The sequence below is a fragment of the Campylobacter concisus genome (assembly GCF_003048675.2).
Classification (GTDB): Bacteria; Campylobacterota; Campylobacteria; order Campylobacterales; family Campylobacteraceae; genus Campylobacter_A; species Campylobacter_A concisus_F.
In genome coordinates this window covers 1,873,601-1,895,002 of sequence record NZ_CP060707.1, presented here as the reverse complement: position 1 = coordinate 1,895,002, position 21,402 = coordinate 1,873,601, and the positions used below count along the sequence as shown (strand labels likewise).

Here is a 21,402-nt window from a genome sequence, read left to right as displayed (position 1 = left end):
AATGATAAAAACGTTTTTAGCGTCACTTTTGACGCTAACGTTTGCTTTAGCAGACGCTCACATCCTAGTTTATCACCGATTTGATGATCCAAGGCACGTTAGCACAGATATTTCTATTCAAAATTTAAGAGCTCAGTTTGAATACTTCAAAAATAATGGCTACGAAGTTGTCAAGCTATCAAGGCTTGTCGATGCGGTAAATGCTGGCGAGCCGATCCCTGATAACTGGATCGTTATCACCGTTGATGATGGATACAAAAGCTTTTACAATAACGCTCTTGAGCTTTTTAAAGAGTATAACTACCCATTTGCTTTGATGGTCTATGTAGAGGCAAGCGCGAACAAATATGGCGATTATCTAGACTTTGATCAGATCAAAGAGCTAGAAGCTTACGGCGAGATCGGCTACCACTCATACGCTCATCCAAGAATGACTAAACTTAGCGATGAGGCCTTAAGAGAGGACTTTCAAAAGGGCGTTGAGACCTTTGAAAAGCACATGGGCTATAAGCCAAAATACTTTGCAGTCCCTTACGGCGAGATTGATAGTAGAGTTATCTCTTTGGCAAAAGAATTTGGCTTTTTAGCACTTTTAAATCAAAACTCGGGCGCAGTTTCAGATAAAAGCGATGTTTATGATCTTTACAGAACGCCAGTGATGAATGGCACAAAAATAGCACTAACTTTTAATAGTAAATTTTTAAATGCCCAGTGGATATTTCCAGAGGGCTATCCGCAAAATAACGCTATCGATAAACTCATCATCAAGACCGACACTAACGCAAGTGAGGGCAGTTTTTTCATGACTGGCTTTGATGGCTTTAGAAAAGTACCTATGACAAATGGCGTTTTTGAGTGCAAATTTAACCCACCACTTGATAAACGCAAAGTGTTAATGTCGCTAAAAGTAGATCATCACAGAAGCACAAAACTTCTAATAAAGGACACCAATGCTAAATAAAATTTACGATACCCAAAAAGAGGGTTGCGAAAAGGCGATCGCTTCTTTAAAACGCGATTTTACAACGCTAAGAACTGGCAAAGTAAATATCAACATCCTAGATAACGTTATGGTTGATTACTACGGCTCGCCAACTCCGCTTAATCAAGTAGCCACCGTGCTTACGAGCGACGCTTCAACTATCGCTATCACGCCTTGGGAAAAGAGCATGATAAAAGCGATCTCATCAGCCATCCAAGCTGCAAATATCGGCGTCAATCCAAACAGCGACGGCGAGAGCGTTAAGCTATTTTTCCCGCCGATGACCGTCGAGCAACGCCAAGAAAATGCAAAACACGCAAAAGCTATGGGCGAAAAGGCCAAAGTTAGCATCAGAAACGTGAGAAAAGACGCAAATGACGAGGTCAAAAAGCTTGAAAAAGACAAAGCTATAACTGAAGACGAGAGCAAAAAAGGTCAAGACAAGGTTCAAAAGATAACTGACACCTACACCGCAAAGATCGACACTCTCGTAAAAGAGAAAGAAGCCGAGCTTTTAAAAATTTAAATTTACTTAGAAATTTGCGCCCCTTGCAAATTTCTAAACCTCCACTTTTTAGCCATGCAATGTGGCTAAATTTCACTCTTTAAAGGACGACCTTGCAGATCGCCACTGAACTAAAAACCGCATTTGCTGATAAGAAAATTTTGCTTCTTACCATTTTGGCATTTAGCCTAGCTACCATTTTTCTTAGCCCCAGCCAGATAGTGGATGAGTATAGAGGTTTTTGGCTGCTTGAGCCGCTACTTTTGGTCGCTATCTACCTAAATAAAAGAGAAATTTTACTCCCTTTATACTTTTTGATATTTGGAGCTAGCCTTTACTTTTTTGGTCTCAAGCTAAGCGGTCACGCTAGCGATCTTGTGGCACTTTATCTCATAGCTTTTGTGCTTTTATTTTCTTTAAATTTTGCCAAAGATAATGAGAAATTTGTAAGAGGGAGCCTGGCAAGACTTTTAAATTTACTCATCTCATTTGCCCTTTTTCACCTATTTTTTCTTGGCATTGTGGCTATTTGTGCAGGGCTTAACTACCTTTTTGATTTAGAACTTTTAACCAGCCACAGGATGCAAAGGCTCTATTTGACACTAGCCTCTTTTGCTCTGCCTTGTCTATTTATCTTTTTTGAGAGTAAATTTAGCGAGTATAGGCTCTTAAATTTCATCAAGATCGTCATAAATTTCATCCTAAATCCCCTGCTTATCATCTATGTGGCGCTTTTAAATTTATACTGCATTTACAGGCTTGTTTTGCTTGAGCTGCCACGAGGCGGAGTAGCCTATATCGTGCTTGCTTGTTTGATCGCTGGCTTTGTTTTAAGGGGGCTAAATTTACTAATCAAAAGCCAAATTTATGATCAAATTTTCAGGCTCTTGCCACTTTTTATCATCTTGCCTAGCATAATGCTTTGGTGGGGCGTCATGCACAGGGTCGGTGAGTACGGCCTAAGCGAGCCTAGGATCTATCTCATCGCCTGCGTGATATTTGCAAATTTGAGCTATTTTGTGATGATATTTCTTAGAAATTTCCCTTATAAATTTCTAGCGTTTTTCATGATATTTGGCATATTTTTCACCCATTTTGTCCTTGATACGAAGCTGCTTGTGCTAAATTCTCAAAAAGAGCTTTTACTAAGAGAGCTAAGAGCGTTAAATTTACTTGATGGTAGCGGCTTGCTAAGTGGCGACGTGAGTAAGATAGGCGAAGAGAAGCTCTACTTTTTGCAAGATAAATTTGACTATCTCTTAGAAAACGGCGATAAATTTGCGTTAGAAAATAAAAAATTTATAGCGGGTCTTGAGAAAGTTGAGCAGAAAAAGTGGCAGATATTTAGCATTAACTCAGGCAACATCGGCATAAACGTCAAAGAGGCGACCATAAAAAGCGTAGTCACAAGCAGCACAAATGGCGATGATCTTGTTATGCAGCTAGATAATGAAAGAGTTAGCATAGATATGCAAAAGCACCTAGAAAAAGCGCTTGCGAGTCTAAATTTAAGGCCAGACGGCGACTTTGGCGCTGAGGTATTTGAGCGGCTAAAAGAGCAGCTTTTGATCCTTGAAGTAGGCAAAAGGGTCTTTGTTCTGCGCTCTATGGAAATCGTGCAAGAAAACGGAGTTTATAAATTTTATGGCGCAAGCGTGCTTTTTTATATGGAGGATGCGCAGCTAAAATAGCGAGCTTTGAGCTAGTTTTGGCTTTATGACAAAGCTTTTTCTATGAAAGTCTGAGTAGCCAAATTTAGCTATGGCATCTAGGTGTGACTTTGTGCCATAGCCTTTGTGTCCTGCGAAGCCGTATGCTGGATAAAATTTATCCCAGCCGTTCATCAAGCGGTCGCGGCTTACTTTTGCTAGGATGCTGGCTGCACTTACCTGAGCTACCTTGCCGTCAGCCTTTATCATCGTCGTGATACCAACACCGTAGTCTAAATTTCCATCATAAATGATCTCAAAGTCCTCAAAATGCGCCTTGAAAAGTTTGAGCGCGCGCCTTAAGCACTCACTTAGTCCAAGCTCGTCTACCTGGGCGTTTGAGAAGTAGGCGATGAGGAAATTTGAGCTTTTTGTGATCTCTTTAAAGAGCTCCTCGCGCCTTTTTGCGGTTAGTTTTTTGGAGTCGTTTAGGCCAGAAATTTCGCTATTTAGCACGCAAGCAGCCACGCTTAGTGGTCCAGCCAGCGCCCCACGTCCAGCCTCGTCGATGCCGCAAATTTTAGCCATTACAGCCCGGCTTCATCGCTAAAGTAAGGTCTTAGCTCCTCAAGTGGGACGCTGATTTGCTCCTCGTTTAAAAATGTAAGCCCAAGTGGCGAAAGCACGAAGTTATCGCTCACGCCTGCGTTTGCAAGGATCGCTTTTAGGTGGCTGTCGTTTATATCTTTAAAAATTTGCTTTAGCTTTAGTTTTTTATTTGTCGCAAGTGAGATCACCTCGCAGTTTGTTTTTTCATTTTTATAGGTGCAAACGCTCTTTATCTTGTCGTTGATGTAGTAGATCTCTTTTAGGCTCTCATATTGGCTATTTGGCCATTTTTTTCGCTCGCTTTTTAGGTCGTAAAACTCTGCAAGAAGCTTGTTTTTATACTTTTTGGCTGAGTCTTTAGCGAAGATATCGTTAGTGATCGCCTCATATCTCGTGCCGTTTGCCTCGGTCATTTGGATGCCGATATTTAGGATCTCATACTCTTTTTCTTCTTTTACGGTGGCGTTGTAGGCTTTGTTTTTGACAATTATCTTGCCTTTTAGCTCGCCATTTTCGTTTTTAACGTCTAAATTTATCTTGTCTGAGACTGCATTTAGTGATGAAATTTCACTGCCATTTTGCTCAAAAGAGCCTTTTTCATAGTCGTATTTAGCGCCGTCAAAAAAGATGTGGCCGCTTATCTTAGGCGGGACCTTAAAGCTCTTGGTTTGTTTGAAATTTTCAAATTCATCTTTAAAATAGTTCATATAAACTTCAAATTTCACACCATTTGCATCGCCACTAAATTTATAAAATTTAGCCCAGTTTTCGTGGTTTATCTCATAGCCAAAAAGGCTTGCAGCGATGAATAAGATCCCAAAAAATGCTCTCATGTCCGTCCTTTATAGTTTTTTTGATTATAACTATTTTATCTCTAGTCTTTTAAAATGATAAACAAACAAAGAGTTTAAATTTATAAACCTAGGCTCCACCTAGAAAATGGCAAGATCTCGCATTTTATCCCCTCGATGCTTTGCTCGGCTTGGTTTGCAACGCTGATGATTTGAAGCTTGCTAACACCCAGCTCTTTTAGGCTCGCGTGGAGTTTTTTAAATTTCAAAAAGACGATCTCAGGCGCAGAAAAGGGCACGCAGATGATCGCAAGCTTCCTTTTAGTAAGGAAAAAATCAATCTCTTTTGTATAGTAAATTTCATCTTTAAATTTAAGCAGCTCACAAAAAACGACATTTGCAAAGACAGCCAAAAAGTCCTTTTTTAGGCACAAAGCATTGCGAAGGGCGAAATTTGTAAAGTAAATTTTCTTACTCGTGCTGCTCTCATCTAAATTTGACACAAACTCCACGTATCCGCTCTCATTTAGCCAGCTTATCGCGCCATAAACGCTATCTTTTGAAATTTTCATCTGCTCTTTTAGATTTTTATAAATCCCAAAGGCGCTTATGGTGTCGTGGCACTTTGTCGCGCACTCTTTTAAGATAGCGATGCTTTGCTCGTTTAAATTTGCTCTTAAGAGCTGCTGCAAGTGAGCTGTGACCTCGCTGGAGTCCAAAAAGGCGCTTGCTATCTCGTTGCCATGGGCCAAAAAGTAGCTAAAAAGCAGGTCTTGGTCCAAATTTTTCTTAAAAAATAGTATAAATTCCTCGTAGTCGAGATAGTTTAAATTTATGCGTGCAAAGCCATCAAGCGAGAGTGAAAATTCCTTGCTTGTAAGGATGATATTTTCAAGTGCAGCGTCCTTTAGAAAGTCTAAATTTGCAAGATCAGCGCCTTGTAAATTTTCAACTGCGAGCACCTTTATCTGGCTATTTTTTTCTAAAAACTCTTTTAAATTTAGTAAAAGAGAGGCTCTATCTATCCTTAGATCGTCTAAATTTATATAAAGTCTCTCCTCGCTTTTATAATGGCTCAAAAACTCATAAACAAGGGCTGTTTTGCCACTTGATACAGCACCAATGATGAGTGTCTTTGGCGAGATGATCTCATATTTTCTTGGGATAAATTTAGCATTTTTAATGGGTGCTTGATAGAGCGTTTCTAAATTTTTCAAATTTAACCTTTTTGACTTTTTGAAATTATAGCCACTTCCTTTTAAAAAGGAAAATATTGTGTAAATTTTTAATAAATACTTAAGTGCAATAGACGTAAAATGCTTTAAATTTCAAAAAAATAGACCGAATTTGATAGTCAAACAACAATAAAAATATACTTTAAAGGAGTAAAAATGAAAAAAATAAGTAAATTAGCTATCTTAGGTGCAATAACGTTGTCTTTTACTGGTTGCAGCTTAACTTTACCACCAAGCAAAGAATTGTCATTAAAAATGGCAAAAGAGCAGGATCTAAATCTTTGGTGCTTAGTTGTAGACGCAACTGCAAAAGAAAAATTTAAAGATGCAAGAAGACTTGCTGTAACGTATTATAATTCACCAAAATATGAAGGACAAGTGCAAATTGGACCTCGTGGTGAATATAGTATAGCAAACAATGACCCAGTCTTCGCAAAAAACCCCCCATATGAATTATATATTAGAGATCTTGGTATGATATTCCACCCACCATATTGTGATATTCCAAATAAAAAAATTGTAAAAATAATAGAGCTAACGCCACAATTAATGAAAAAAAATTATGAAGGTGGTGGCTCAAATAAAGATACTGAATTTATTGAGAAAGGTGAAGCGGCAATACAACAAGCTCTTTATAGTAATAAAAATGTTGTAGAACTTATGGAAGTTGGCAACTCTTACGAATCAATTTATAAAGACTATACTACAGGGCAAGAGATAAAGAGATTTGTTTATGATTTTAAAGGATATCAAGAATACATAAAAAATCAAAAAAAGTAAAAAATATTGTAATTTTACAATAATCAAATTTATCCTAGTTAAAAAAATAACTAGGATAAATTTTTACTTCATTTAAAAGTTCATACTGATATATAAAAAATTTAAAATTTATTTACAGCCAACCTAGATACTTTCCTTATCAAAAGGAAATAATTAATCAAAATTCAACAAAAAATAGCGTTTTTCTTGACAACTATAATAGCTTTTTTGTAAAATCGCAGTCTCTTTACGAAAGACCTATGTCTTGCTCGTACGATCGCTTGATCCTATGCGGGTTATTTTGATGTAAAGAGGTCGCGAGTTTGCGACAAGTTCTTTTTAAAGGAAAACACATGGAAAGAATCAGGTTAAAGCTAAAAGCTTACGACCATAGAGTTCTAGACCGCACTGTTGCAGCAATCGTAGAAGCTGTCAAACGAACAGGTGCCGACGTTCGTGGCCCGGTACCAATGCCTACAAAGATCAAACGCTATACAGTCTTAAAATCTCCACACATCAACAAAGACTCACGTGAGCAGTTTGAGATGAGAATACACGCTCGTATGCTTGACATCGTAGCTGCTACTCCAGAAACTGTAGATAGCCTAACAAAACTCGACCTAGCTCCAGAAGTTAATGTCGAAGTTCGTGCGATGAAATAAGCGGACAAAAGGATAAGAGTATGGAATATATTGTAGAAAAAATAGGCATGAGTAGAACGATTGCCACGAAGAGTACGCCAGTTACACTACTTAAGCTAGTTGAGGCTAAAGTATGTGAGATCGACGAAAACAAACGTGCTATCGTAGCGTATGCCCACACTAAAGCAAACAACAAAGCTATCGCTGGTCAGCAAAAGAAATACAATCTGACTGCAGAATTTAACAAATTTGCTACGCTTGAAGTAGCTAATAGCGAAGTTGGAAACCTAGACTTTACACCATTAAATGAGGCTAAAATTTTAAAAGTTAGCTTTAACTCAAAAGGTAGAGGCTACCAAGGTGTGGTAAAAAGACATGGTTTCGGTGGTGGTCCAAAAAGCCACGGCTCACGTTTCCACAGACGCCACGGTTCAATTGGTAACTGCGAATGGCCAGGTCGTGTTCAACCAGGTATGAAAATGGCAGGACACATGGGTAATGAGAAAGTTACTGTTAAAAACGAGCTAATAAGCTTTGACGCTCAAAATGGCATCGTAGTTGTAAAAGGTTGCGTTCCTGGTCACAATGGTGCAATGGGTAAAATAAGGATTGTAAAATGAGTAAAATTCACGTATTAAACGATAAATTTGAAAATTCAGGCGAGTTAGAGCTTCCTGCAAGCTACGCTGAAGTAAATCCGCACAACCTATATCTTTATGTAAAATCTTACCTTGCTGGTATAAGAGCAAATTCGGCTCATACTAAAAGCCGTGCTTTTGTAAGCGGTGGTGGTAAAAAACCATGGAGACAAAAAGGACGTGGTGGTGCAAGAGCGGGTTCAACTAGAACTAACGTTTGGGTAGGCGGTGCAGTTGCATTTGGTCCAACAAACGAGAAAAACTATTTTCAAAAAGTCAATAAAAAACAAAAAAGACTAGCTCTTGAGTACGCTTTGGCAGCAAAAGCACAAGATGGTAAAATTTTCGCAGTAGATAGCATCTCAATCGAGTCTGGAAAGACAAAAGATGCAGCTAATATCATCAAAAATTTAAAAGTAAAAGATGCGCTTATCGTTAAAGATTTACTAGACGATAAAACACTACTTGCTTTTAGAAATTTAGCAAACTGCTATGTAGTAGATGCAAATGAGGTAAATGCTTATCTTGTCTCTACATTTAGTTCGGTTATTATTGAAAAAGCTGCACTAAAAACTATAACAAAAGAGGGCTAAAATGGCGGATATAACTGATATCAAAACAATTATTTATACAGAAAAAACTCTAGGCCTTCAAGAACAAGGCGTTGTTGTTATCCAAACTTCACCAAGAGTTACAAAAAACAGCTTAAAAGCGGTTTTGCAAGAGTATTTTGGAGTAACGCCTGTTCGCGTAAATTCACTTAGAATTAGCGGCAAGGTTAAGCGTTTTAGAGGAAGAGCAGGCCAACGTGACGAGATAAAGAAATTCTACGTTAAGTTACCTGAAGGCGTAAGCCTAGAAAATACGGAGGCGTAAGATGGCTATAAAATCATATAAACCATATACACCTAGTCGTAGATATATGACTGGACTAAGCTCTGAAGATATAACAGCTAAACCAAGCGTTAGAAGCTTGCTTGTTAAACTACCTGCGTCTGGCGGTAGAAATAACAATGGTCGTATAACTTCAAGACACAAAGAAGCAGGTGCAAAAAAACTTTATCGTATCATAGACTTTAAACGTCGCAAATTTGGTATAGAAGGTAAAGTTGAAGCGATCGAGTACGATCCAAACAGAAACTGCCGTATCGCTCTTATAGCTTATAAAGATGGTGAAAAGCGCTATATCATTAGACCAAATGGCCTAAATGTTGGTGACGTTATCGCATCTATTGATGAGGGCTCACTAGATATTAAACCAGGCAACGCTATGAAGTTAAGATTTATCCCAGTTGGTACTATCGTTCATAACGTAGAGCTAAAACCTGGCAAAGGCGCTCAGATAGCTCGTTCAGCTGGCGGTTATGCTCAGCTAATGGGTAAAGAAGAGAAGTACGTTATCTTAAGAATGCCAAGTGGTGAGATGAGACAAGTACTAGCTGAGTGTATGGCAAGTATCGGTGTAGTAGGCAACGAAGACTGGGCTAACATCACTATCGGTAAAGCTGGACGTAATCGCCACCGCGGTATCCGCCCACAAACACGTGGTTCTGCTATGAACCCAGTTGATCACCCACACGGTGGTGGTGAAGGTAAGAAAAATTCAGGCCGTCACCCAGTTACTCCATGGGGTAAACCAACTAAAGGTGCTAAGACTCGCCGTAAAAAAGCTAGCGATAAGCTTATAATTTCAAGAAGGAAAGGAAAATAGAGATGGCAAGATCACTCAAAAAAGGTCCTTTCGTAGATGATCATGTAATGAAAAAAGTTATTGCCGCAAAAAATGCAAACGATAACAAACCAATCAAGACTTGGTCAAGACGTAGCACGATTGTACCTGAAATGATTGGACTAACATTTAACGTTCATAATGGCAAGAGCTTTATTCCTGTATATGTTACAGAAAATCATATAGGCTATAAACTTGGCGAATTTGCTCCAACACGCACATTTAAGGGTCACAAAGGCTCAGTGCAAAAGAAAATCGGCAAGTAAGGGGAGATGATATGAGTAAAGCAATTATAAAATTCGTAAGACTTTCTCCTACAAAAGCAAGACTTATAGCAAGAGAAGTTCAAGGTATGAATGCCGAGCTAGCACTTGCAAGCTTGCAGTTTATGCCAAATCGTGGTGCTAAATTTATAGCAAACGCTATTAGCTCAGCAGTAGCAAATGGCGGATTTGAGCCAGAAGAGGTTGTAGTAACTAGTTGCCGCGTTGATGCTGGTCCTGTATTAAAGAGATTTAGACCAAGAGCAAGAGGAACAGCGAGCAAAATTCGCAAACCTACTTCTCATGTAATGGTAGAAGTATCTAAACCTGAAAAGAAGGAAGCATAATATGGGACAAAAAGTAAATCCAATAGGTCTTAGACTAGGAATTAACCGCAACTGGGAATCTAGATGGTTTCCAACCAAACAAAGTCTTCCTGAAAATATCGGCGAAGATTACAAAATTCGTGCATTTTTAAAGAAAAAACTTTACTATGCAGGAATTAGCCAAATTCTAATAGAAAGAACGGCTAAAAAACTTCGTGTAACCGTAGTTGCAGCTCGTCCTGGTATCATCATTGGCAAAAAAGGTCAAGATGTTGAAAACCTAAAGAACGAAGTTAGCAAACTTATCGGCAAAGAAGTAAATGTAAATATCAAAGAAGAAAGAAAAGCTCAAGCTTCAGCTCAACTTGCTGCTGAAAACGTAGCTATGCAACTTGAAAAGCGTGTCGCATTTAGACGTGCTATGAAAAAAGTTATCCAAGGTGCTCAAAAATCAGGCGCTAAAGGTATCAAAATTTCAGTTGCTGGTCGTTTAGGTGGCGCTGAGATGGCAAGAACCGAGTGGTATCTAGAAGGTCGCGTTCCGCTTCATACTCTTAGAGCAAAGATAGATTACGGTGTAGCTGAGGCTCATACAACTTATGGAAACATAGGTATTAAAGTATGGATTTTTAAAGGTGAGGTTCTTCAAAAAGGTGTTCAACCTGAGAAAACTGAAGAAGAGGCACCTAAGAAAACACGTAGAGCAAGAAGAGGTAAATAATTATGTTGATGCCTAAAAGAACGAAATTTCGTAAGCAAATGAAAGGTCGCAACCGTGGTTATGCGACTCGTGGAGCATCTTTAGCAACTGGCGAATTTGCACTTAAAGCTGTTGAAGCTGGTAGGGTAAATTCACGCCAAATAGAAGCTGCTCGTCAAGCTCTAACTCGTCACGTAAAGAGACAGGCTAAAATTTGGATTAGGGTTTTCCCTGACAAGCCACTTACTAAAAAACCTCTACAAACTCGTATGGGTAAAGGTAAGGCTGGAGTTGAAGAGTGGGTTATGAACATTAAACCTGGTCGTATAATATTTGAAATGGCTGGTGTTGACGAAGAGTTGGCTCGTGAAGCTTTAACTTTGGCTCTACACAAACTTCCTTTCAAATCAAAATTTGTAACGCGAGAGAGTGAAAATGAAATATACTGAGTTAAAAGATAAGAGCGTTGCAGAATTAAACGCGTTGCTAAAAGAGAAAAAGGTGCTTTTATTTACATTGAGACAAAAGCTAAAAACTATGCAGTTAAGCAACCCTAATGAGATTAGTGCTGTTCGCAAAGAGATAGCTCAGATCAACACTGCAATTAGTGCAACAAGACAAGGGGCGTAAAATGGCATTAAAAAGAGAAATTCAAGGTGTTGTTTTACAAAAAGCTGGAGATAAAACAGCTACTATTTTGGTAGAAAGACGCGTTATGCACCCAAGATACCATAAATTTGTAAAACGCTTTAAGAAGTATTTAGTTCATGATGAGAAAAATGAGACAAGAGCAGGCGATACAGTTGTTGCAGTTGAGTGCAGACCACTTTCAGCTCGCAAGAATTTTCGCTTAAAAGCTGTATTGGCAAAGGGAGTTGAGTAATGATTCAAAGTTTTACAAGACTTGCAGTTGCTGATAACAGTGGCGCAAAAGAGTTAATGTGTATAAAAGTTCTTGGCGGCAGCAAAAGAAGATACGCTACACTTGGCGATATCATAGTTTGCTCTGTTAAAAAAGCTCTTCCAAATGGTAAGATCAAAAAAGGACAGGTTGTAAAAGCTGTTGTTGTAAGAACTAAAAGAGAGGTTCAAAGAGATAATGGTTCGCTAATCCGCTTCGACGAGAATGCAGCTGTTATACTTGATAGCAAAAAAGAGCCAGTCGGCACTCGTATTTTTGGACCAGTTGGACGTGAAGTTAGATATGCTAACTTTATGAAGATTGTTTCGCTAGCTCCGGAGGTTTTATAATGGCTAATGTAAAATTTAAAGTCAAAAAAGGCGATACTGTAAAGATCATCGCTGGTGACGATAAAGGCAAAACTGGTAAAATTTTAGCAGTTCTTGCAAAAAAAGGTCAGGTTATAGTTGAGGGATGCAAAATAGCTAAAAAAGCTATCAAACCAAGCGAAAAAACTCCAAATGGTGGTCACGTAAATAAAGAGATGCCAATTGATATATCAAACGTCGCGAAAGTTGAAGGATAAGAGATATGAGTAGATTAAAAGATAAATTTAACGAAACTATCAAACCAGCTCTCGTAAAAGAATTTGACATCAAAAATCCAATGCTTATCCCTGCGCTCGAGAAAATCGTGATCAGTGTAGGTGCTGGAGACTCTGCGAAAGATCAGAAAGTGCTTCAAAATATGGCTGATACCATTTCACTTATCGCTGGACAAAAAGCGGTTATCACTGATGCTAAAAAATCAGTTGCTGGCTTTAAAGTTCGCGAAGGCTTCCCTGTTGGTATCAAAGTAACTTTGAGAAAAGAGCAAATGTATGCTTTCTTAGATAAGCTAATAAGCGTTGCTCTTCCAAGAGTTAAAGACTTCCGTGGTCTTCCAAAAAATGGCTTTGACGGACGTGGAAACTATAACTTTGGTCTTAGCGAGCAGCTAATGTTTCCAGAGGTTGAGTATGATAAAATTTTACGAACTCATGGTATGAATATTACGATTGCTACTACGGCTAAAAATGATAAAGAGGCATTCAAATTGCTAGAGCTATTTGGTGTGCCGTTTGTAAAAGGAAAGTAAAATGGCAAAGAAATCAATGATAGCAAAAGCTGCACGCAAGCCAAAATTTGCGGTTCGTGGCTATACTAGATGCCAAATTTGCGGTCGTCCGCACTCTGTTTATAAAGATTTTGGAATTTGCCGTGTTTGCCTAAGAAAAATGGCTAACGAAGGCCTAATACCTGGTCTTAAAAAAGCAAGTTGGTAAGGAAGAGAAATGTTGAACGATTTAATATCAGATGGATTAACACGCATTAGAAATGCAAGTATGAGAAGACTTGAGACTGCAAAATTGCTTCATTCTAAGGTTGTTGAGGCTACTCTTTCTATCCTTGCAGCAAAAGGCTATATCGAGAGCTACAACGTTATCGAAGAAGGTAACAAGAAATTTATAAACGTAGTTTTAAAGTATGATGAGTACGGCAGAAGCGTTATAAACGAGCTTAAAAGGGTTTCAAAACCTGGTCGCCGTGTTTATCAAGGCAAAGACGACATTAAGCGTTTTAAAAATGGTTATGGAACAGTTATCGTTAGCACAAGCAAAGGCGTTATGAGCGGTATTGAAGCAAGTAAAGCTGGCGTTGGTGGCGAGGTTCTTTGTACCGTTTGGTAATAGTAAAACAGCGTTTTGGCGTTGTTTTAAATTTAGAAATTTAACTTTAGCTAGGTGAAATTTTATATTTCGCCAAAGCTAAATTTAGTCAGGTTTCGTCAAATTTGACGATCAAATTTACGGCATTGTGGTGTTTATTCGTAAATGTAGGAACACCCTAGACAAGTAAAGGAAAAAAATGTCACGTATTGGAAAACAGCCTATCGCTATCCCAAGTGGTGTAGACGTTAGCGTTGAAAATAATGTCCTAAAATTTAAAAAGGGCAATCACTTAAAAGAGCTTGACACAAAAGGTCACGTTGATGTCAAGATAGAAAATGGTCATATAGTTTTTGCTCCAAAGGGCGAAGATCGCCAAAGCAGAGCTTACTGGGGAACATATAGAGCACTTGCTAACAACATCGTAACTGGTATCACTCATGGCTTTACCCGCCAGCTTGAGATCAACGGCGTTGGTTACAAAGCAGCTGCAAAAGGCAAAATTTTAGAGCTTTCTCTTGGTTTTTCACACCTTATTAACTATGAGCTACCAGCAGGTGTTGAAGCTAGCGTTGATAAAAACGTTATTACTATCAAAGGTGACGACAAACAAGTAGTAGGTCAAGTGGCTGCTCAAGTTAGAGGATTTAGACCACCTGAGCCATATAAAGGCAAAGGCGTTAAATATCTAGAAGAACGTATCATCCGCAAAGCGGGCAAGACATCTAAGAAGTAAGGGGCGGTAAATGACAGCAAAAGTACTAAAAAGAAAAATCGCTCTTAGAATTAAGAGAAAAAGAAGAATCAGAGGTAAAATTTCTGGTGTTGCAACTTGCCCAAGAGTTTCTATTTTCAAATCAAACAGAACTCTTTATGTTCAAGCGATTGATGATGTTACAGCTACTACACTAGCTGCAGTTGATGGTAGAAAAATAGGCATAAAAGCAAACAAAGAAGGTGCGGTCACTTTAGCTAAAGAATTTGCTAAGGCTTTAAAAGTCAAGAAGATAGATGTTGCAATTTTTGATAGAAATGGTTATTTATACCATGGCGTTATCGCAGCATTTGCTGAAGCTTTAAGAGAAAATGGCATCAAGCTATAACCCAAAGGAAAATCGATGGAAAAATATAATAGAGAAGAATTTGAAGAAGTAATCGTCGATATCGGTCGGGTTACAAAGGTTGTTAAAGGTGGTCGTAGATTTAGATTTACAGCTTTAGTTGTTGTTGGTAATAGAAATGGCCTAGTTGGCTTTGGATATGGCAAAGCTAAAGAGGTGCCAGATGCGATGAGAAAAGCAATTGACGACGCATTTAAAAATATTATCCATGTTAAGATCAAAGGCACAACTATCCCTCACGATGTAGAGGTAAAATATAACGCAAGTAGAATGTTACTTCGCCCAGCTAGCGAGGGTACTGGTGTTATCGCTGGTGGTAGTGCACGTCCTATTATCGAGCTTGCAGGTATTAAGGATATCCTTACTAAATCACTTGGCTCAAACAACTCAGCAAACGTAGTTCGTGCTACTATAAAAGCACTTAGTTTGCTAAAAAGCTAAGAGAAAGGAGTTAAGATGGCATTAGAAAAATTAACACCTGCTGCAGGTTCAACTCATGCAACTAAAAGAATAGGTCGTGGTCAAGGCAGTGGCAATGGTAAAACTGCTGGCAAAGGTAATAAAGGTCAAAGAGCAAGAAAAGGCTACAATGAAAAAAGAGGTTTTGAGGGCGGACAACAACCACTTCAAAGACGTCTTCCAAAAGTAGGCTTTGCATCTAAATTTGAAAAACCTTATGTTATCAATGTTGAGAAGATCACAGCTATAAAAGAGCTTGCTGAAATTTCAATAGCAACAATAGCTAGCGTTCATAAAATCGCAAAGAGCGTTACTAAGATAAAACTAATCGGTGCAAGCGCAAAAGCTCTTGCTTCAAAGATCAAAGACGAGAACGTTAGCGTTAGCGGAACAAAATAATGGATAAAACACTGACCAACAAGATTTTAATCACGTTGGCATTTTTGTTCGCATACAGGATACTGGCTTATGTGCCAGTTCCTGGTGTTAATGTCGACGTAATTAAAGAATTTTTCAATTCAAACAATAGCAACGCCTTGGGTCTATTTAATATGTTTAGTGGTAAAGCCGCTGAGCGTTTAAGTATCATATCTCTAGGCATCATGCCTTACATCACAGCTTCGATCATCATGGAGCTTCTAGCAGCGACATTTCCAAAGTTAGGTCAGATGAAAAAAGAGCGCGACGGTATGCAAAAATATATGCAAATCATACGTTATGCAACTATCGTTATCACTCTTGTACAATCAATCGGCGTTTCTATCGGACTTCAAAGCTTAAGCGGTCGTGGCGGCGAGCAAGCTATCATGATAGATATGAATTTATTTATCGCGATCTCTGCTGTATCTATGCTAACTGGCACTATGCTACTTATGTGGATAGGCGAGCAGATCACACAGCGCGGTATAGGCAATGGTATAAGTCTTATCATCTTTGCGGGCATCGTCTCTGGCATACCTAGTGCTATCGGCGGAACTGTAAATTTGGTAAATACTTCTGAGATGAATTTCCTAACAGTCATCGCTATTTTGGTGATTATTCTAGCGACCATTGGCGCTATTATCTTTGTCGAGATGGGCGAAAGACGTATCCCTATTTCTTACTCAAGAAAAGTGATAATGGAAAATCAAAACAAACGTATAATGAACTATATACCGATCAAAGTAAATTTAAGTGGCGTTATCCCACCGATATTTGCTAGTGCGATTTTGATGTTTCCAAGCACTATTTTGCAGGCTAGCACAAATCCAGTAATCCAGGCTATCAACGACTTTTTAAGTCCAAATGGCTATATGTTTAACGTTTTAACATTTTTATTTATAATCTTCTTTGCATTTTTCTATGCATCGATCGTCTTTAACACAAAAGATATAAGTGAAAATTTAAAGAAACAAGGTGGATTTATCCCTGGTGTTAGACCAGGCGAAAGTACAGCTAGCTATCTAAACGAAGTAGCTGGCAGACTAACTTTAGGTGGAGCTTTATACTTAGGTATTATTTCAACACTACCTTGGGTACTTGTCAAGACTATGGGCGTACCATTTTATTTTGGTGGTACATCAGTGCTTATCGTGGTTTCAGTAGCACTTGATACGATGAGACGTATAGAAGCTCAGTCTTATACAAACAAATACCAAACTCTAAGTGCAGTAGGTCTATAAAATGGCTATCACGCTAAAAAGACCAGCTGAGATAGAGAAAATGAGAGCGGCGAATAAGATCGTCGCTCGAACACTTGATCACGTTTCTACGATCATAAAACCCGGAATTTCCCTTCTTGAGATAGATAAAATTTGCGAAGATATGATAAGAGCTGCTGGAGCAAAACCTGCCTTTAAAGGGCTTTACGGCTTTCCAAATGCAGCTTGCATAAGCGTCAATGAAGTGGTGATCCACGGAATTCCAAACGAATACAAACTAAAAGAGGGCGATATCGTTAGTGTTGATATTGGCTCAAATTTAGATGGTTATTTTGGCGATTCGGCTAGGACTTTTGGGGTTGGTAAAATTTCAAAAGATGACGAGGATTTGATCGCTTGCTCAAAAGACGCGCTTTATTTTGCGATTGATTTTATAAGAGCTGGTATGCATTTTAAAGAGATTAGCTACGAGCTTGAGAAATTTATACTAGGTAGAGGCTATGTGCCTTTGCGCGGATATTGCGGTCATGGCATAGGTAAAAGGCCACATGAAGAGCCGGAAATTCCAAACTATCTTGAAGGAAACAACCCAAAAGCTGGACCAAAGATAAAAGAGGGAATGGTTTTTTGTATAGAGCCGATGATCTGCCAAAAAGATGGCACGCCAGTTTTAGGAAGCGATAACTGGAAAGTAACCTCAAAAGATGGTTTGAGAACTAGCCATTATGAGCATTGTATAGCGATAGTTAATGGCAAAGCTGAAATTTTAAGTCAAGCGTGAAATTTAGAGAAAAATTTAAAGAAAGGAGAATTTGTGGCAAAAGACGATGTCATTGAGATTGATGGAAATGTTGTTGAAGCACTGCCAAATGCAACTTTTAAAGTTGAGCTCGACAACAAACATATAATTTTATGTCATATCGCCGGAAAGATGAGAATGCATTATATAAAGATAATGCCTGGCGACCGCGTAAAAGTAGAACTTACGCCATATAGCCTAGACAAGGGCAGGATCACTTATAGATATAAGTAAATTTGATTTTGTGGCAAATATGCTAAGTAAATTTAAAGCTGGCTTTGGATAAAATCCAAGCTTTGCGAAAAGCTGTATGAAGAATTATTTTCAAAGTTCCCCACTTATTTTGAAAATAGTTGGTTTAAATTATTTCTTTAGACCTGATGCAGCCCCTAAAAAAGTGGAATAAATTTTTAGGAGACTAAAATGAAAGTTCGTCCTTCTGTAAAGAAGATGTGTGACAAATGTAAAATTGTCAAACGTAGTGGCATAATTCGTGTTATCTGCGAAAATCCAAAACATAAACAAAGACAAGGATAAGGCATGGCACGTATTGCAGGTGTAGATTTACCAAACAAAAAGAGAATCGAGTATGGTTTGACTTATATCTATGGTATAGGTCTTTATAAATCTCGTCAAATTCTTGACGCAGCTGGAATTTCTTACGACAAGAGAGTTTATGAGCTTAGCGAAGACGAAGCAGCAGCTATCCGTAAAGAAATTCAAGAGCACCACGTCGTTGAGGGTGATTTGAGAAAACAAGTTGCTATGGATATCAAAGCTCTTATGGATCTTGGAAGTTATAGAGGTCTTCGCCACAGAAAGGGTCTTCCTGTTCGTGGTCAAAAGACTAAAACTAATGCTAGAACCAGAAAAGGCAGACGTAAAACTGTCGGTGCGGCTACTAAGTAAGGCAAGGGTTAAAGGATAATAAATGGCGAAAAGAAAAATTGTTAAGAAAAAAGTAGTTAGAAAAAGCATAGCCAAAGGTATCGTTTATATCAGTGCAACATTTAACAATACTATGGTAACTGTAACTGATGAAATGGGAAATGCTATTGCATGGAGTAGTGCAGGTGGCTTAGGCTTTAAGGGTAGTAAAAAATCAACTCCTTATGCAGCTCAACAAGCTGTAGAAGATGCTTTAAACAAAGCAAAAGAACACGGCATTAAAGAAGTTGGCATTAAGGTTCAAGGTCCAGGTAGCGGACGTGAAACGGCTGTTAAGAGTGTAGGTGGCGTAGAGGGTATAAAAGTAACTTTCTTCAAAGATATCACACCTTTACCACACAATGGTTGCAGACCGCCAAAACGCCGCCGCGTATAATTAGAGAAAATTAGGAGAAATTATTATGGCTAGATATACAGGACCTGTTGAAAAATTAGAAAGACGTCTTGGTGTGTCTCTTGCGTTAAAAGGCGAAAGAAGACTTGCTGGTAAAAGCGCTTTAGAAAAAAGACCTTATGCGCCAGGACAACACGGACAAAGAAGAGCAAAAATAAGCGAATATGGCTTACAACTTCGTGAGAAGCAAAAAGCTAAATTTATGTATGGTGTTTCAGAGAAACAATTTAGAAGATTGTTTCAAGAAGCAGCACGCCGCGAGGGCAACACTGGTGCTCTTTTGGTTCAACTACTAGAGCAGAGATTAGACAATGTTGTTTACAGAATGGGCTTTGCAACGACTCGTCGTTTTGCTCGCCAGCTTGTAACTCACGGACATATTTTAGTAAATGGCAAGAGAGTGGATATCCCATCTTACAGAGTAGAGCCAGGCTCTAAAGTAGAAGTTGCTGAGAAATCTAAAAACAATCCACAAATCGTTCGTGCGATCGATCTTACAGCTCAAACTGGCATCGTTGCATGGGTAGACGTGGAAAAAGAGAAAAAATTTGGAATTTTCACTAGAAATCCAGAAAGAGAAGAGGTTATCATTCCTGTTGAGGAAAGATTTATAGTAGAGCTTTACTCAAAATAATAGAGGGTATAAAGATGAGAAAGATTACCACATCAGCTTATATGCCAACTGAAATAGAAGTTAAAAGTGTTAGCGAAAATGTTGCTAACATTACAGCATATCCTTTTGAAGCAGGTTATGCTGTTACTTTGGCTCACCCACTACGCCGTCTTCTTTACACAAGTACAGTAGGCTTTGCCCCTATTGGTGTAAAGATAAAAGGCGTTAGCCACGAATTTGATAGTATGCGTGGCATGCTTGAAGACGTAGCGTTTTTTATTATAAATTTGAAAAAGATCAGATTTAAGTTAAAAAGCGGCAGTGAGCGTGAAGTTATAGAGTATAGCTTTAAAGGACCAAAAGAGATAACTGGCGCTGACCTAAATAACGACCTAGTTGAGATCGTTAATCCAGATGCATATCTTGCGACTATCAACGAAGATGCTGAGTTGAATTTCTCAGTTATCATCCAAAAAGGTATCGGATATGTTCCTAGTGAAGAGATCAGAGAAGAGATCGAAGACGAGTACATCGCACTAGACGCTTTCTTTACACCTGTTAAAAAAGCAGTTTATGAGATACAAAACGTCTTGGTTGAAGATGACCCAGACTACGAGAAGATCGTATTTACGATAACAACAGATGGTCAAGTTGGTCCAGTAGAAGCTTTTAAAAATTGTTTAGAAGCTATGTATCAACAAATGTCAGTATTTAAAGGAATTTTAGATATTGACGTTAGTGCCCCAGTTGCTAGTTCAAGCGCAAGCGGCGAGTTTTCAAAGCTACTTTCTAGTGTAGAAGATCTAAATTTAAGCGCTAGAAGTTTTAACTGCCTTGACAAAGCCGATATAAGATTTATCGGCGAGCTTGCGTTGATGGACGAAAATGAGCTTAAAGAGCTTAAAAATTTAGGTAAAAAATCTCTTGAAGAGATAAAAGCGGTTATGGAAGAGATAGGCTATCCAGTTGGTGTCGATGTGTTAAAAGATAGCAAAGAGCAACTCAGAAAGAAAATAACCGAGCTAAAATCACAAATGAGTGCAAAAGAATAAAAGGACAATAGATGAGACATAAACACGGATATCGCAAACTTGGTAGAACGTCATCTCATAGATCTGCATTGCTTAAGAATTTAGCGATAGCTATCATCAAAAGCGAAAAGATAGAGACAACTTTACCAAAAGCAAAAGAGCTTAGAAGCTATGTTGAAAAGCTTATCACAAGAGCTAGAAAGGGCGACTCTAACGCTCATAGAGCAGTATTTGCTTCATTGCAAGACAAAGAGACTACAAATAAGCTAGTTACTGAAGTAGCTCCAAAATTTAAAGAGCGCAACGGTGGCTATACAAGAATCATCAAAACTCGCGTTCGCAGAGGCGACGCAGCTGAGATGGCTTATATAGAGCTAGTAGCTGAATAATCCCCAGAGAGCCTATCTGGCTCTCTTTTCTTTCTAAATTTTTCTTTTTATGTTTATTTTTTAAAAATTTTGTTTTAAATTTATCCATTTTAGTATGTGGCAAATTTACAAGTCGGAGCATTATAAATTTTATTTCGTGGCTTTTAGATGAGCTGATGCTATAGGTTAAAATAGTTGGTATAAGTAAATTTATAGCGGTTTTAAAGCACAAAAACAAACGGACGCTCTTTAATTTATGCCAAAGCCTTCAAAATTAGGTTTTAAAGTTCTAGCCCAAACTTATCTATTAAATTTCAAAGCTAGCGCCATAAATTTCTAAATTTAGAGCTAGTAGTTTTTAAATTTTACTTCGTTGATTTTTTGTGATATTTGCTTTAGGCGTGTTATTTCTATTTTGAGTGTTTCTGGATAAAATTTATAAGCTAATTTACGAAGTTTTAGGATTAAGGGCTTATATATTTAAAATGCAAAACAAAAAGCAGGGCAAATTATCTATACGAACTATCTCAAATTTAAATTATTCAAAAAAGAAATTTCAAATTTACAATTCACGAAGTTGCAAAATTCTAAAT

At 38.3% G+C, this 21,402-nt stretch carries 36 protein-coding genes; 33 read left to right on the top strand and 3 right to left on the bottom strand.

Annotated elements, in window-relative coordinates; translation table 11 throughout:
- The first annotated feature begins 1 nt into the window (after nt 1).
- From CVT00_RS09525 to CVT00_RS09515, 3 genes are all read left to right on the top strand, one after another.
- On the top strand, nt 2-961 hold the full coding sequence (locus CVT00_RS09525; protein ID WP_103557784.1) for a polysaccharide deacetylase family protein: 960 nt from the start codon (nt 2-4) through the stop codon (nt 959-961).
- Complete coding sequence (gene frr / locus CVT00_RS09520; protein ID WP_107915836.1) at nt 951-1,508, top strand: ribosome recycling factor; 558 nt, start codon at nt 951-953, stop codon at nt 1,506-1,508. The genes CVT00_RS09525 and frr overlap by 11 nt, the downstream gene beginning before the upstream one ends.
- A gap of 92 nt (nt 1,509-1,600) precedes the next feature.
- Nucleotides 1,601-3,178 (top strand): DUF4153 domain-containing protein, encoded by a 1,578-nt coding sequence (locus tag CVT00_RS09515; protein WP_103557785.1) that lies wholly within the window; start codon nt 1,601-1,603, stop codon nt 3,176-3,178.
- Here CVT00_RS09515 and CVT00_RS09510 read toward each other — a convergent pair.
- From CVT00_RS09510 to CVT00_RS09500, 3 genes are all read right to left on the bottom strand, one after another.
- Nucleotides 3,170-3,724, bottom strand: coding sequence for a ribonuclease HII (locus CVT00_RS09510; protein WP_103557786.1), 555 nt, complete (start codon nt 3,722-3,724; stop codon nt 3,170-3,172). The two genes, CVT00_RS09515 and CVT00_RS09510, sit on opposite strands and share 9 nt — an antisense overlap.
- On the bottom strand, nt 3,724-4,578 hold the full coding sequence (locus CVT00_RS09505; RefSeq protein ID WP_103557787.1) for an S-adenosylmethionine tRNA ribosyltransferase: 855 nt from the start codon (nt 4,576-4,578) through the stop codon (nt 3,724-3,726). Before CVT00_RS09505 ends, CVT00_RS09510 begins: the two co-directional genes overlap by 1 nt.
- Before the next feature lie 80 nt (nt 4,579-4,658).
- Nucleotides 4,659-5,753, bottom strand: coding sequence for an ATP-binding protein (locus tag CVT00_RS09500; RefSeq protein WP_107915834.1), 1,095 nt, complete (start codon nt 5,751-5,753; stop codon nt 4,659-4,661).
- Nucleotides 5,754-5,927: 174 nt separating this feature from the next.
- Between CVT00_RS09500 and CVT00_RS09495 the strand changes: the two genes are divergently transcribed.
- From CVT00_RS09495 to rplQ, 30 genes are all read left to right on the top strand, one after another.
- Nucleotides 5,928-6,551: a hypothetical protein gene (locus CVT00_RS09495; protein WP_103599325.1), complete on the top strand. Its 624-nt coding sequence runs from the start codon at nt 5,928-5,930 to the stop codon at nt 6,549-6,551.
- A gap of 332 nt (nt 6,552-6,883) precedes the next feature.
- Nucleotides 6,884-7,192, top strand: a complete 309-nt coding sequence (gene rpsJ, locus CVT00_RS09490) for a 30S ribosomal protein S10 (RefSeq protein WP_009295257.1) — start codon at nt 6,884-6,886, stop codon at nt 7,190-7,192.
- Nucleotides 7,193-7,212: 20 nt separating this feature from the next.
- The gene (gene rplC / locus CVT00_RS09485; protein ID WP_002941563.1) at nt 7,213-7,791 is read left to right on the top strand and encodes a 50S ribosomal protein L3; all 579 of its coding nucleotides are present in this window, start codon (nt 7,213-7,215) and stop codon (nt 7,789-7,791) included.
- The gene (rplD, locus tag CVT00_RS09480; protein WP_002941609.1) at nt 7,788-8,402 is read left to right on the top strand and encodes a 50S ribosomal protein L4; all 615 of its coding nucleotides are present in this window, start codon (nt 7,788-7,790) and stop codon (nt 8,400-8,402) included. The genes rplC and rplD overlap by 4 nt, the downstream gene beginning before the upstream one ends.
- 1 nt (nt 8,403) lies before the next feature.
- Nucleotides 8,404-8,685 carry a 50S ribosomal protein L23 gene (locus CVT00_RS09475; protein WP_002941535.1) on the top strand — a complete coding sequence of 94 codons (282 nt, stop codon included), beginning with the start codon at nt 8,404-8,406 and terminating at the stop codon, nt 8,683-8,685.
- A 1-nt stretch (nt 8,686) separates the two neighbouring features.
- Nucleotides 8,687-9,520: a 50S ribosomal protein L2 gene (rplB, locus tag CVT00_RS09470; RefSeq protein ID WP_103599323.1), complete on the top strand. Its 834-nt coding sequence runs from the start codon at nt 8,687-8,689 to the stop codon at nt 9,518-9,520.
- A gap of 2 nt (nt 9,521-9,522) precedes the next feature.
- Nucleotides 9,523-9,804, top strand: a complete 282-nt coding sequence (rpsS, locus tag CVT00_RS09465; protein ID WP_002941639.1) for a 30S ribosomal protein S19 — start codon at nt 9,523-9,525, stop codon at nt 9,802-9,804.
- A gap of 11 nt (nt 9,805-9,815) precedes the next feature.
- Entirely contained in the window at nt 9,816-10,148 is a 333-nt protein-coding gene (rplV, locus tag CVT00_RS09460; protein ID WP_009295259.1) for a 50S ribosomal protein L22, read from the top strand.
- A 1-nt stretch (nt 10,149) separates the two neighbouring features.
- Entirely contained in the window at nt 10,150-10,848 is a 699-nt protein-coding gene (rpsC, locus tag CVT00_RS09455; RefSeq protein ID WP_002941650.1) for a 30S ribosomal protein S3, read from the top strand.
- A 2-nt stretch (nt 10,849-10,850) separates the two neighbouring features.
- The gene (gene rplP, locus CVT00_RS09450; protein WP_002941572.1) at nt 10,851-11,276 is read left to right on the top strand and encodes a 50S ribosomal protein L16; all 426 of its coding nucleotides are present in this window, start codon (nt 10,851-10,853) and stop codon (nt 11,274-11,276) included.
- Nucleotides 11,263-11,457, top strand: a complete 195-nt coding sequence (rpmC, locus tag CVT00_RS09445) for a 50S ribosomal protein L29 (RefSeq protein ID WP_002941625.1) — start codon at nt 11,263-11,265, stop codon at nt 11,455-11,457. The genes rplP and rpmC overlap by 14 nt, the downstream gene beginning before the upstream one ends.
- 1 nt (nt 11,458) lies before the next feature.
- A complete protein-coding gene (gene rpsQ / locus CVT00_RS09440) occupies nt 11,459-11,710 on the top strand; it encodes a 30S ribosomal protein S17 (protein ID WP_002941511.1) in 252 nt (83 codons plus the stop codon).
- On the top strand, nt 11,710-12,078 hold the full coding sequence (gene rplN / locus CVT00_RS09435; RefSeq protein WP_002941516.1) for a 50S ribosomal protein L14: 369 nt from the start codon (nt 11,710-11,712) through the stop codon (nt 12,076-12,078). Before rpsQ ends, rplN begins: the two co-directional genes overlap by 1 nt.
- A complete protein-coding gene (gene rplX, locus CVT00_RS09430) occupies nt 12,078-12,314 on the top strand; it encodes a 50S ribosomal protein L24 (RefSeq protein WP_002941666.1) in 237 nt (78 codons plus the stop codon). The genes rplN and rplX overlap by 1 nt, the downstream gene beginning before the upstream one ends.
- Nucleotides 12,315-12,319: 5 nt before the next feature.
- Nucleotides 12,320-12,865 carry a 50S ribosomal protein L5 gene (gene rplE, locus CVT00_RS09425; RefSeq protein WP_107915832.1) on the top strand — a complete coding sequence of 182 codons (546 nt, stop codon included), beginning with the start codon at nt 12,320-12,322 and terminating at the stop codon, nt 12,863-12,865.
- Nucleotide 12,866: 1 nt separating this feature from the next.
- Nucleotides 12,867-13,052, top strand: a complete 186-nt coding sequence (locus CVT00_RS09420) for a type Z 30S ribosomal protein S14 (protein ID WP_002941532.1) — start codon at nt 12,867-12,869, stop codon at nt 13,050-13,052.
- 9 nt (nt 13,053-13,061) lie between these two features.
- Nucleotides 13,062-13,457, top strand: a complete 396-nt coding sequence (gene rpsH / locus CVT00_RS09415; RefSeq protein WP_035169968.1) for a 30S ribosomal protein S8 — start codon at nt 13,062-13,064, stop codon at nt 13,455-13,457.
- 178 nt (nt 13,458-13,635) lie between these two features.
- Nucleotides 13,636-14,172 carry a 50S ribosomal protein L6 gene (gene rplF, locus CVT00_RS09410; RefSeq protein WP_002941606.1) on the top strand — a complete coding sequence of 179 codons (537 nt, stop codon included), beginning with the start codon at nt 13,636-13,638 and terminating at the stop codon, nt 14,170-14,172.
- Nucleotides 14,173-14,182: 10 nt separating this feature from the next.
- A complete protein-coding gene (rplR, locus tag CVT00_RS09405; RefSeq protein ID WP_103557789.1) occupies nt 14,183-14,539 on the top strand; it encodes a 50S ribosomal protein L18 in 357 nt (118 codons plus the stop codon).
- Nucleotides 14,540-14,554: 15 nt separating this feature from the next.
- Nucleotides 14,555-14,998, top strand: a complete 444-nt coding sequence (gene rpsE, locus CVT00_RS09400) for a 30S ribosomal protein S5 (protein ID WP_002941646.1) — start codon at nt 14,555-14,557, stop codon at nt 14,996-14,998.
- A gap of 15 nt (nt 14,999-15,013) precedes the next feature.
- Nucleotides 15,014-15,415: a 50S ribosomal protein L15 gene (rplO, locus tag CVT00_RS09395; protein WP_103557790.1), complete on the top strand. Its 402-nt coding sequence runs from the start codon at nt 15,014-15,016 to the stop codon at nt 15,413-15,415.
- Nucleotides 15,415-16,677, top strand: coding sequence for a preprotein translocase subunit SecY (gene secY, locus CVT00_RS09390; protein WP_009295263.1), 1,263 nt, complete (start codon nt 15,415-15,417; stop codon nt 16,675-16,677). The genes rplO and secY overlap by 1 nt, the downstream gene beginning before the upstream one ends.
- A gap of 1 nt (nt 16,678) precedes the next feature.
- Entirely contained in the window at nt 16,679-17,437 is a 759-nt protein-coding gene (gene map, locus CVT00_RS09385) for a type I methionyl aminopeptidase (RefSeq protein ID WP_103557791.1), read from the top strand.
- Nucleotides 17,438-17,470: 33 nt separating this feature from the next.
- Nucleotides 17,471-17,689 carry a translation initiation factor IF-1 gene (gene infA, locus CVT00_RS09380; protein WP_002848031.1) on the top strand — a complete coding sequence of 73 codons (219 nt, stop codon included), beginning with the start codon at nt 17,471-17,473 and terminating at the stop codon, nt 17,687-17,689.
- Nucleotides 17,690-17,878: 189 nt separating this feature from the next.
- Nucleotides 17,879-17,992, top strand: a complete 114-nt coding sequence (gene rpmJ / locus CVT00_RS09375; protein WP_002941545.1) for a 50S ribosomal protein L36 — start codon at nt 17,879-17,881, stop codon at nt 17,990-17,992.
- 3 nt (nt 17,993-17,995) lie between these two features.
- Entirely contained in the window at nt 17,996-18,364 is a 369-nt protein-coding gene (rpsM, locus tag CVT00_RS09370) for a 30S ribosomal protein S13 (protein WP_012140556.1), read from the top strand.
- 22 nt (nt 18,365-18,386) lie between these two features.
- Nucleotides 18,387-18,779 (top strand): 30S ribosomal protein S11, encoded by a 393-nt coding sequence (rpsK, locus tag CVT00_RS09365; RefSeq protein ID WP_002941551.1) that lies wholly within the window; start codon nt 18,387-18,389, stop codon nt 18,777-18,779.
- Nucleotides 18,780-18,804: 25 nt separating this feature from the next.
- A complete protein-coding gene (gene rpsD, locus CVT00_RS09360) occupies nt 18,805-19,431 on the top strand; it encodes a 30S ribosomal protein S4 (RefSeq protein WP_002941501.1) in 627 nt (208 codons plus the stop codon).
- Between the two features lie 14 nt (nt 19,432-19,445).
- On the top strand, nt 19,446-20,462 hold the full coding sequence (locus CVT00_RS09355; protein WP_002941564.1) for a DNA-directed RNA polymerase subunit alpha: 1,017 nt from the start codon (nt 19,446-19,448) through the stop codon (nt 20,460-20,462).
- Between the two features lie 11 nt (nt 20,463-20,473).
- Nucleotides 20,474-20,830, top strand: coding sequence for a 50S ribosomal protein L17 (gene rplQ / locus CVT00_RS09350; protein WP_002941584.1), 357 nt, complete (start codon nt 20,474-20,476; stop codon nt 20,828-20,830).
- Nucleotides 20,831-21,402: the final 572 nt, after the last annotated feature.

Coding starts and splice junctions, on each gene's coding strand:
- CVT00_RS09525 (WP_103557784.1), top strand. CDS start 2: ATGATAAAAACGTTTTTAGCGTCACTTTTGACGCTAACGTTTGCTTTA.
- CVT00_RS09510 (WP_103557786.1), bottom strand. CDS start 3,724: ATGGCTAAAATTTGCGGCATCGACGAGGCTGGACGTGGGGCGCTGGCT.
- CVT00_RS09495 (WP_103599325.1), top strand. CDS start 5,928: ATGAAAAAAATAAGTAAATTAGCTATCTTAGGTGCAATAACGTTGTCT.
- rpsS (WP_002941639.1), top strand. CDS start 9,523: ATGGCAAGATCACTCAAAAAAGGTCCTTTCGTAGATGATCATGTAATG.
- rpsD (WP_002941501.1), top strand. CDS start 18,805: ATGGCTAGATATACAGGACCTGTTGAAAAATTAGAAAGACGTCTTGGT.
- rpsK (WP_002941551.1), top strand. CDS start 18,387: ATGGCGAAAAGAAAAATTGTTAAGAAAAAAGTAGTTAGAAAAAGCATA.
- rplR (WP_103557789.1), top strand. CDS start 14,183: ATGACAGCAAAAGTACTAAAAAGAAAAATCGCTCTTAGAATTAAGAGA.
- rplX (WP_002941666.1), top strand. CDS start 12,078: ATGGCTAATGTAAAATTTAAAGTCAAAAAAGGCGATACTGTAAAGATC.
- CVT00_RS09475 (WP_002941535.1), top strand. CDS start 8,404: ATGGCGGATATAACTGATATCAAAACAATTATTTATACAGAAAAAACT.
- rplN (WP_002941516.1), top strand. CDS start 11,710: ATGATTCAAAGTTTTACAAGACTTGCAGTTGCTGATAACAGTGGCGCA.
- rpsQ (WP_002941511.1), top strand. CDS start 11,459: ATGGCATTAAAAAGAGAAATTCAAGGTGTTGTTTTACAAAAAGCTGGA.
- map (WP_103557791.1), top strand. CDS start 16,679: ATGGCTATCACGCTAAAAAGACCAGCTGAGATAGAGAAAATGAGAGCG.
- rplD (WP_002941609.1), top strand. CDS start 7,788: ATGAGTAAAATTCACGTATTAAACGATAAATTTGAAAATTCAGGCGAG.
- rplV (WP_009295259.1), top strand. CDS start 9,816: ATGAGTAAAGCAATTATAAAATTCGTAAGACTTTCTCCTACAAAAGCA.
- rpmC (WP_002941625.1), top strand. CDS start 11,263: ATGAAATATACTGAGTTAAAAGATAAGAGCGTTGCAGAATTAAACGCG.
- rplO (WP_103557790.1), top strand. CDS start 15,014: ATGGCATTAGAAAAATTAACACCTGCTGCAGGTTCAACTCATGCAACT.
- rpsM (WP_012140556.1), top strand. CDS start 17,996: ATGGCACGTATTGCAGGTGTAGATTTACCAAACAAAAAGAGAATCGAG.
- rplC (WP_002941563.1), top strand. CDS start 7,213: ATGGAATATATTGTAGAAAAAATAGGCATGAGTAGAACGATTGCCACG.
- rpsH (WP_035169968.1), top strand. CDS start 13,062: ATGTTGAACGATTTAATATCAGATGGATTAACACGCATTAGAAATGCA.
- CVT00_RS09505 (WP_103557787.1), bottom strand. CDS start 4,578: ATGAGAGCATTTTTTGGGATCTTATTCATCGCTGCAAGCCTTTTTGGC.
- rplP (WP_002941572.1), top strand. CDS start 10,851: ATGTTGATGCCTAAAAGAACGAAATTTCGTAAGCAAATGAAAGGTCGC.
- rplB (WP_103599323.1), top strand. CDS start 8,687: ATGGCTATAAAATCATATAAACCATATACACCTAGTCGTAGATATATG.
- frr (WP_107915836.1), top strand. CDS start 951: ATGCTAAATAAAATTTACGATACCCAAAAAGAGGGTTGCGAAAAGGCG.
- CVT00_RS09420 (WP_002941532.1), top strand. CDS start 12,867: ATGGCAAAGAAATCAATGATAGCAAAAGCTGCACGCAAGCCAAAATTT.
- rplF (WP_002941606.1), top strand. CDS start 13,636: ATGTCACGTATTGGAAAACAGCCTATCGCTATCCCAAGTGGTGTAGAC.
- rplE (WP_107915832.1), top strand. CDS start 12,320: ATGAGTAGATTAAAAGATAAATTTAACGAAACTATCAAACCAGCTCTC.
- rpsJ (WP_009295257.1), top strand. CDS start 6,884: ATGGAAAGAATCAGGTTAAAGCTAAAAGCTTACGACCATAGAGTTCTA.
- rpmJ (WP_002941545.1), top strand. CDS start 17,879: ATGAAAGTTCGTCCTTCTGTAAAGAAGATGTGTGACAAATGTAAAATT.
- secY (WP_009295263.1), top strand. CDS start 15,415: ATGGATAAAACACTGACCAACAAGATTTTAATCACGTTGGCATTTTTG.
- rplQ (WP_002941584.1), top strand. CDS start 20,474: ATGAGACATAAACACGGATATCGCAAACTTGGTAGAACGTCATCTCAT.
- rpsC (WP_002941650.1), top strand. CDS start 10,150: ATGGGACAAAAAGTAAATCCAATAGGTCTTAGACTAGGAATTAACCGC.
- rpsE (WP_002941646.1), top strand. CDS start 14,555: ATGGAAAAATATAATAGAGAAGAATTTGAAGAAGTAATCGTCGATATC.
- CVT00_RS09355 (WP_002941564.1), top strand. CDS start 19,446: ATGAGAAAGATTACCACATCAGCTTATATGCCAACTGAAATAGAAGTT.